This window comes from Actinomyces sp. ICM58 (assembly GCF_000283035.1).
In the GTDB taxonomy this organism is placed as follows: Bacteria; Actinomycetota; Actinomycetes; order Actinomycetales; family Actinomycetaceae; genus Pauljensenia.
Map to the genome: position 1 here is coordinate 1 of NZ_ALIY01000188.1, position 6,651 is coordinate 6,651.

Consider the following 6,651-nt stretch of genomic DNA (forward strand, 5'->3'; position numbering starts at 1 on the left):
GTGGCGCCCGCGAGGAGGAGGGCGAGGGTGGATTTGCCCGACCCGTTGTGTCCGACGACGACGGTGTATTCGGGGCGCTCGAGGGTGAGGGTGACGCCGCTCAGGGCGGGGTGGTCGGCGCCCGGGTAGGTGAAGGCAGCGTCGGTGAGTGTCAGGGGCAGGGGGGACGAGGCCGTGGCCTCGTCGTCGCTGTCAGCGCCGGCTGTGGGGGCGTTCAGGAGCGGGTCCCACCCGGGGTCGAGCGTGATGCGGCGCAGGATCGCGCCGAGGAGCCATCGGGCGGCGAGGACCAGGAAGGCGACGCCGACGAATCGGGTGATGGGGATCCACACCCACCACCAGTCGACGAACCATTGGCCGAGCTGATGGCCAGCCTCGACGAGACCTCCGGTGTGGGGGGTGTGCGCGATGAGGGTGAGGAGCCCGTCGAGGCTCTTGCGGATGCTTTCGAGCCCGAGGGTGCGCAGGTCAGCCAGGATCCAGAAGGCGAGTCCCGTGCCCACCCCCCAGATGACGCCGAGGCCGGCGGCGACCGCGCTGACGGCCGCCCAGGAGGCGTGTTTCTTGTGGAGGTGTCCGATGACGAGGCCGATGAGGGCTGCTTGGAAGGAGCGCCCGGCGGTGGCGAATCCGCCGACGGCGATGGCGAGCAGGACGGTGGAGGCGAAGGCGGCGACGGAGGCGCGGGGGCGCAGCTTGAGGGAGGCCATGGCGAGGGGGACGGCCGTGGCGACTTGGAAGAGGAGCTGGAAGACGGGGGTAACGGCGGCGATGAGACCGAAGGTGACGGCCAGGCCGGAGAGCGCACCGGCGGTCGCCACCTCGACGGGGGTGAGGCGGCGGGCGTCGCGCGCGTGTGAGCTCATGGTGTCTAGTGTTCCAGGCCCCGCCCACATCTGCGAGCGCCGGGCCGATACAGGTCGGCTTACGCTGTGGGCGCTACTGCCCGTTAAGTTCACCGAAGGGAATGTGGACGCTCGGCGTCGAGGAGGAGGCGCCGTCCACGTGTCGGCGCTGATCGTCGAAGAAGATGTGCGGCTGCAACACTTCCAGCATGGGGCCCTTTGGGAGGCCGCCCAGGAAGAAGGCGTCGTTGACGCGCAGGCCCCATCCTCGGATCGAATTAATCGCACGCTCGTGAGCGGGGGCGCTCCGGGCGGTCACGACGGCAACATGCACCCGACGCCGATAACCCCGCGGATCACCCGCACTTTTCGACTCCTCGATCCGCTGAATCCGGTTGATCTTCTCCAGGAAATCGGCCATCGGACCACGGGAGAGAGGGACCTCGGCCAGGGCGCTCTCGTTCTCCTGATACCCGTCCAGCCCCTCGCTCTGGTACACGCGTTCGGCCGAATCGTCGGCCAGGACGCCGTCGAAGTCGAAGGCGATGCGCAGGTCGGCGTCCCCGTCGTCCGGCACGGCGCGCCCCACGACGTGGCCCGCGGCGAACCCCAGGCTGATCGCCTCACGCACGTCGGCCTCGTTCGCGGAGAGGAACAGGGACATGCGCAGCGGCTCCATGAAGCGATACGGAGCGCGGCCCTGCATGAAGATCGCGCGCGTGATGTCCAGGCCGTGACGCGCGACAGAACGCATGACACGCATCCCCGTCTCAGGGTCGTTGCGCGAGAGGATGATGACCTCCACCAGGCGCTCGCGATCCGACAGGTCGTTCAGGGCCAGGAGGCGCCGGATGAAGGGGAAGGCGACGCCCGGTTCGAGCACGTCGTCGAGGTGCTCGCGCTGATACTCCCGATACCGCTCTTCCCCCTGCTCGCGGAACACCGCATCCGACTCCGCCAGGTCGAACAGGGCACTCGAAGCGACCCCAATGACGAGGGCTCGCTCCAGGTCAAGCGTGTCACCCATCTGCCACTCCTTCCGCTCATGCCGGACCCCTCGCCCGACACCGTCAGGCTACGCGGGGGCATGCACATCTGCGTCCTCTCCCCCGCAAGACGATCGACGAGGCCGTGGCCGCGTCTCGCGCACCGACAGCACCCGCGAGAAACCAAGGAAAAAACACCGCGTCATATCCCCACACTTACCCTTGTGAGGGGCACCTTATTTTGTGTAGTATTCCCCTCATAATCCACAACACATGAGAGGACGCGATGAAGACCCGTCTCGCCACCCTGACCGCCATCTTGGCCACCGCCACCCTGGCCCTCACCGCCTGCGCGGGCGGCTCCGGCTCCACCACCGCCCAGTCGGAACAGACCACCCAGGAGGCCTCGGCCTCGTCGACGCGCACGATCACCGACCACGCGGGCAACGAGATCGTCCTGCCCGAGAAGATCACCCGCGTCGCCATCGACCAGATCCCGATCGAATCCACCTACCTGGCCTACTTCGACGGCAAGGCCCCCTACCTGGTGGGCATGAGCGCCGCCCGCGTCACGGCCATGAGCCAGACGATCGCCGCCGAGATGGCACCCGAGATGATGCAGGTGGACACCAGCTACTACGACAAGGGCGAACTCAACGCCGAAGCCCTGCTCAACCTGAACGTCGACGTCGTCTTCTACAACGCTTTCAACAAGGAACACGGCGAAATGTTCCGCAAGGCCGGCATCCCGGCCGTCGGCTTCACGACAATGGGGAACCCGTCGGAGACGTACACGGAGTGGATGGAGCTCCTCGAGGACGTCTTCAACGAGGACGGCCACATGGCCGACAAGATCGCGCTCGGCAAGGACCTGGTCGCCGACGCCCGAGCCCGCACCGCAAAGGTCCCCGAGGACCAGAAGGTCTCGACGATGGTCCTCATGGGCGCGGCCGACGGACAGCTCGCGGTCGCGGGCGGCAAGGACGGCTGGTTCACCAACGAATGGGCCGACTCGCTGAACTACACGAACGTCTCGCGCGACACGGACACCTCGCACACGCCCGTCACCTTCGAGCAGGTTCTCACGTGGGATCCCCAGGTCCTCCTCGTCACCGGCAAGGGCATGTCGAACATGACGGCGAACTCCGTCCTGACGAACTCGGTGCAGGGCGTGGACTTCTCGACCCTCAGCGCCGTGAAGTCCGGACGCGTCTACTCCACCGGCCTGGGCATGTGGAACTGGTTCACCCCCAACCCGGATGCTCCCATCGTCGCCAACTGGCTCGGCGCGTCCCTGTACCCGGATCAGTTCTCCGACGTTGACCTCGTAGCCATGACGAAGGACTACTACCAGAAGATGTACAACTTCACGCTCACGGACGAGCAGGCCCGCCGAATCGTCAACCCGGACGCCGCGTCCTGATATCTGTCCCCGGCCTCGTCTCCCTATCGACGAGGCCGGGGCACCTTGTGCGTGAACGCCCGATAAGCGTCGGGGAGAGGACATCATGACGTCTGTGTTGACCAGGAATGGGCGGCTGCGCGTGTGGGTGGTCCCCACGCTGGTCGTCCTCATTGTTGTGTGCGCGGCGGCAGCCATGCTGATCGGCCGTTTCTCCGTGTCCCTGGAGGACGTGGTCGCGGCGCTACGCGCGAGGTTCTGGGGAGGGGCGGCGGTGCCCCCGCGCGTCAACTCCGTCGTGTTTGACTTGCGGGCACCGCGCATCATCGTGGCGATCCTGATCGGCGGGGGGCTGTCGGTTGCCGGCGCCTCGTTCCAGTCGCTCTTCTCCAACCCCCTGGCCACGCCTGACACCCTGGGCGTCGCGGCGGGCACGTGCGTCGGCGCGGTCATCGCCCTGCTGCTGGACTGGAACCTGATCGGAGTGCAGGCCGCGGCGCTCGTCGCGGGCCTGGCGACGATGGCTTTCACGACGGCGATTTCACGCACGCGCACGGGTTCTTTCAACGTCATCACGCTCGTGCTCGGCGGCGTCATCGTCTCCGCCCTGGCGAACGCGGTCCTCTCGCTCCTCAAACTGACGGCCGACCCCACAAGCCAGCTTCCCGAGATCACCTACTGGCTGATGGGCTCGCTCGCCGCGGTCACCTACCACCAGATCGCGCTGGGCGCGCCCTTCATTATCGCGGGCGTCGTCGTCATCGTGGCGCTGCGCTGGCAGCTCAATATCCTCTCCCTCTCAGAGGACGAGGCCCGCTCAGCCGGCGTCAACGTCTCCCTCATGCGAGCCGTCCTCATCGTCGCCTCGACGGTCATCACGGCCTCGGTCATTTCGATGTGCGGCCAGGTCGGCTGGGTAGGCCTGCTCGTGCCGCACTGCGCGCGCATGCTGTGCGGGCAGAACAATCGAGCGGTTATCCCCGTGTCGCTGCTGCTCGGGTCGGCGCTCATGATCGTCATTGATACGCTCGCGCGTTCCCTGTCGGCCTCGGAGATCCCCATTTCGATCCTGACGGCTATCATCGGCGCGCCCTTCTTTATCGCGCTGCTGCGTCGGACGGGGGGAGCGCGATGATCAGCGTCGAAAACGCGACCTTCACCTATCCGGGCGCACCTTCCCCGATTCTGACGAACGTGTCCTTCGAGGTGCCCGAGCGCTCGCTCCTGGCGATCCTGGGGCCCAACGGCGCGGGAAAGACGACTCTGCTGCGCACCATGATTGGCCTGCAGAAGTGGGACAGCGGCCGCACGCTCATCGACGGCACCCCCATTTCGTCGATGTCGACCCGGGCGCTGGGCCGCGTCCTGTCCTACGTTCCGCAGGCACGCAACGCCTCCAACGTGGCGCTCACCGGCCTTGAGATGGTGATGGTCGGGCGTGCCCCGCACATGCGCACCCTCGCACAGCCGGGAGCCCGCGAGGAGCGCATGGCCCGCGACGTCCTCGACGAGGTGGGCGCCTCCCACCTGGCCGAGATGCCCTGCGCGACCATGTCTGGCGGCCAGTTCCAGATGATCCTCATCGCCCGGGCACTGGTTGCCGACCCACGCGTCCTCGTACTCGACGAGCCGGAGACCGGCCTCGACTTCCGCAACCAGCTGATCGTCCTGGGACTCCTCGAGCGCCTCGTGAGGGATCGGGGCCTCGCCGTCATCATGAACACGCACTACCCGGCGCATGCCCTGCGCGTCGCGGATCAGGTCGCGCTCTTCTCTTCCACGCACGAGGCCGTGGTCGGTCCCGCCTCCTCCGTCATGAACGCGGACACCCTCGCTCGCGTCTTCGGGGTCGACGTGGCGATCGGAAGCGTGGCATTCGAGGGCGAGGACGTGCGGGCGATCGTCCCGGTTCGCCTGAGCGCAGACAAGTAGCGCCGCCACACCGACAACTACTTCATCACGTTTTCGCAGGTCAGACACATTTTGGACCAATATGCGGTACCTTAAGAGTGTGATTCCACACGCTGCGCGCGGGTACGTGAGAGACGCCGGGCGCGCGAGCGGGATTGCGTCGATCCCTGCAGGCGGGACCGACCGGTGCCCCAGCGTTGGGGCGAACACGAAGGAGGGCCCATGGCTACCGGGACCATCAAGTGGTTCAACGACGCCAAAGGCTTCGGATTCATTACTCCTGATGACGAGTCCGGCGACGTCTTCGTGCACTATTCAAACATCGTCGGCCAATCTGGGCGCCGCACTCTTCTGGAGGGCGAGAGGGTCGAATATGAGGCGATCGAGGGGCCGAAGGGCCTCCAAGCCATGAATGTGGCACGAGCCGAGTGACACTGTGTGCCCGGGTGGATGATCCACTCGGGCACACTTGTATGAAGTGGCACATTGTCCACTCGTCTCGCACATCATTTTCTCCTTGAGAAAACAGCCTTTTAACAGGTTTTTACGATGCCTGTGCAGTCGCTTACAAGGGCTTGCGCGGTATAGACCGCGCGGTTACTTCACCGTAGAATTGGTGGTGCACCAACGGGGGCGACCACAAGTCGGCCCCGTTTTTTGATACGGTCGCCCACCCGGGCGACGCGGGCCCACTGGCCCACACAACACGCTGGCGTGCGGGGCGCGCTTCGCGCATCCGTGCGAAGACACTCATAAGGAGAACCCCATGAACAACATCGTCAAGGCCGAAACCGCCCCCACCATGTCCCAGGCCACCACCTCGGCTTCCGTCCTGATCGCCCTCATCGTCGTTCTCGCGGGCCTCGGCATGGCCGCCGCCCTCCAGGTCGGCTCCGTCGCTTCGGTGGTTCTCGCCGTCGTCGTCGCCCTGACCGCCCTCATCGTCTCCCCCGCGATCCTGTCGATCGCTCGCACCCGCGCCTGAGCCTATGCGGGGCGCGTGAACGACACGCGCCCCACCCCCGCCAGCGTGACACCGCAGAGGTGTCGCGCTTTTTCTTTTGGTTAAAGGACAAAACGTGTTGGCTTCGTGGCGACTTTTCGGCTTGCTGGTGCGGGAAAATCAACATTGAAGACGGTTATTTCATCGTGGGGGTATGAATACCCCCCACATGCCCGGCGTGCGGGCGAACGTGCGGGCGAACGCTTGGCCGGGTGCGGACACTCAGCGTCAGGGGTGCAGTTCACACGGAATAGCGGGTTTACGTGCGATATAGCCGGTTAGCGCACGCAATAGCGGGTTCGCGCTCACATCTCAGGGGTGAATGTGCGAGCGACGCGCGAGGCCAGGCGTCGTTGTGCTGCCAACGCAGACGACCTCGCCCACGACTGCCCATCGTCGGCGTTTTTCGCCGAGGTGGTCTGCACTTTGGGCGCGACACCACCTCGAACCGTGACCACACCACCACCAAACGGGGGGAATTGCACCATTAGAGGCGCGACACGC

At 65.9% G+C, this 6,651-nt stretch carries 7 protein-coding genes; 5 read left to right on the plus strand and 2 right to left on the minus strand.

Features of this window, described 5'->3' with window-relative positions; all coding sequences use genetic code 11:
• Positions 1–866, minus strand: an 866-nt coding sequence (locus tag HMPREF1138_RS08440; protein ID WP_009058729.1) for a DUF2232 domain-containing protein, incomplete at its 3' end; no start/stop codon positions are given.
• Between the two features lie 73 nt (positions 867–939).
• Positions 940–1,872: a 5'-nucleotidase gene (locus HMPREF1138_RS08445; RefSeq protein ID WP_009058725.1), complete on the minus strand. Its 933-nt coding sequence runs from the start codon at positions 1,870–1,872 to the stop codon at positions 940–942.
• A gap of 245 nt (positions 1,873–2,117) precedes the next feature.
• Between HMPREF1138_RS08445 and HMPREF1138_RS08450 the strand changes: the two genes are divergently transcribed.
• The 5 genes from HMPREF1138_RS08450 to HMPREF1138_RS08470 all read left to right on the plus strand — a co-directional run bounded on the left by HMPREF1138_RS08450 (position 2,118) and on the right by HMPREF1138_RS08470 (position 6,129).
• Positions 2,118–3,254 carry an ABC transporter substrate-binding protein gene (locus tag HMPREF1138_RS08450; RefSeq protein WP_009058733.1) on the plus strand — a complete coding sequence of 379 codons (1,137 nt, stop codon included), beginning with the start codon at positions 2,118–2,120 and terminating at the stop codon, positions 3,252–3,254.
• Positions 3,255–3,339: 85 nt separating this feature from the next.
• On the plus strand, positions 3,340–4,368 hold the full coding sequence (locus HMPREF1138_RS08455) for a FecCD family ABC transporter permease (protein WP_039937642.1): 1,029 nt from the start codon (positions 3,340–3,342) through the stop codon (positions 4,366–4,368).
• Complete coding sequence (locus tag HMPREF1138_RS08460; RefSeq protein WP_009058723.1) at positions 4,365–5,165, plus strand: ABC transporter ATP-binding protein; 801 nt, start codon at positions 4,365–4,367, stop codon at positions 5,163–5,165. The genes HMPREF1138_RS08455 and HMPREF1138_RS08460 overlap by 4 nt, the downstream gene beginning before the upstream one ends.
• A gap of 201 nt (positions 5,166–5,366) precedes the next feature.
• Positions 5,367–5,576, plus strand: coding sequence for a cold-shock protein (locus HMPREF1138_RS08465; protein WP_009058727.1), 210 nt, complete (start codon positions 5,367–5,369; stop codon positions 5,574–5,576).
• 334 nt (positions 5,577–5,910) lie between these two features.
• A complete protein-coding gene (locus HMPREF1138_RS08470; protein ID WP_009058721.1) occupies positions 5,911–6,129 on the plus strand; it encodes a hypothetical protein in 219 nt (72 codons plus the stop codon).
• Positions 6,130–6,651 lie beyond the last annotated feature (522 nt).